Origin of the sequence: Nonomuraea sp. NPDC049750 (assembly GCF_040659625.1) — a bacterium.
In the GTDB taxonomy this organism is placed as follows: domain Bacteria; phylum Actinomycetota; class Actinomycetes; order Streptosporangiales; family Streptosporangiaceae; genus Nonomuraea.
Window position 1 is genome coordinate 1 of sequence record NZ_JBFANB010000078.1, and the last position, 1,034, is coordinate 1,034.

Here is a 1,034-nt window from a genome sequence, read left to right on the forward strand (position 1 = left end):
GTTGGCGAAGGTGAGAACTTAAGCGCCGGTAAACGGCGGTGGTAACTATAACCATCCTAAGGTAGCGAAATTCCTTGTCGGGTAAGTTCCGACCTGCACGAATGGCGTAACGACTTCCCCGCTGTCTCAACCGCAGACCCGGCGAAATTGCACTACGAGTAAAGATGCTCGTTACGCGCAGCAGGACGGAAAGACCCCGGGACCTTCACTACAGCTTGACATTGGCGTTTGGAGCGTCTTGTGTAGGATAGGTGGGAGACTGGGAAGCTGTCACGCTAGTGATGGTGGAGTCATTGGTGAAATACCACTCTGGTCGTTTTGAACGTCTAACTCTGGTCCGTGATCCGGATCGGGGACAGTGTCTGGTGGGTAGTTTAACTGGGGCGGTTGCCTCCTAAAGGGTAACGGAGGCGCCCAAAGGTTCCCTCAGCCTGGTTGGCAATCAGGTGTTGAGTGTAAGTGCACAAGGGAGCTTGACTGTGAGACTGACGGGTCGAGCAGGAGCGAAAGCTGGGACTAGTGATCCGGCATCGGCGTGTGGAAGCGGTGTCGCTCAACGGCTAAAAGGTACCCCGGGGATAACAGGCTGATCTTCCCCAAGAGTCCATATCGACGGGATGGTTTGGCACCTCGATGTCGGCTCGTCGCATCCTGGGGCTGGAGTAGGTCCCAAGGGTTGGGCTGTTCGCCCATTAAAGCGGTACGCGAGCTGGGTTTAGAACGTCGCGAGACAGTTCGGTCCCTATCCGCTGCGCGCGCAGGAGACTTGAAAGGGGCTGTCCCTAGTACGAGAGGACCGGGACGGACGAACCTCTGGTGTGCCAGTTGTACCGCCAGGTGCACGGCTGGTTGGCTACGTTCGGAAGGGATAACCGCTGAAAGCATCTAAGCGGGAAGCTCGCCTTGAGATGAGGTCTCCCACCATGAGAGTGGGTAAGGCTCCCGGTAGACGACCGGGTTGATAGGCCGGAGGTGGAAGCACGGTAACGTGTGGAGCTGACCGGTACTAATAGGCCGAGGACTTGACCACAAAG

At 57.1% G+C, this 1,034-nt stretch carries 1 rRNA gene; it reads left to right on the forward strand.

The features are described 5' to 3' along the window. Nucleotides 1–1,030 (forward strand): 23S ribosomal RNA (locus AB0J16_RS59655); the annotation flags it as partial. Between the last annotated feature and the right edge of the window lie 4 nt (nucleotides 1,031–1,034).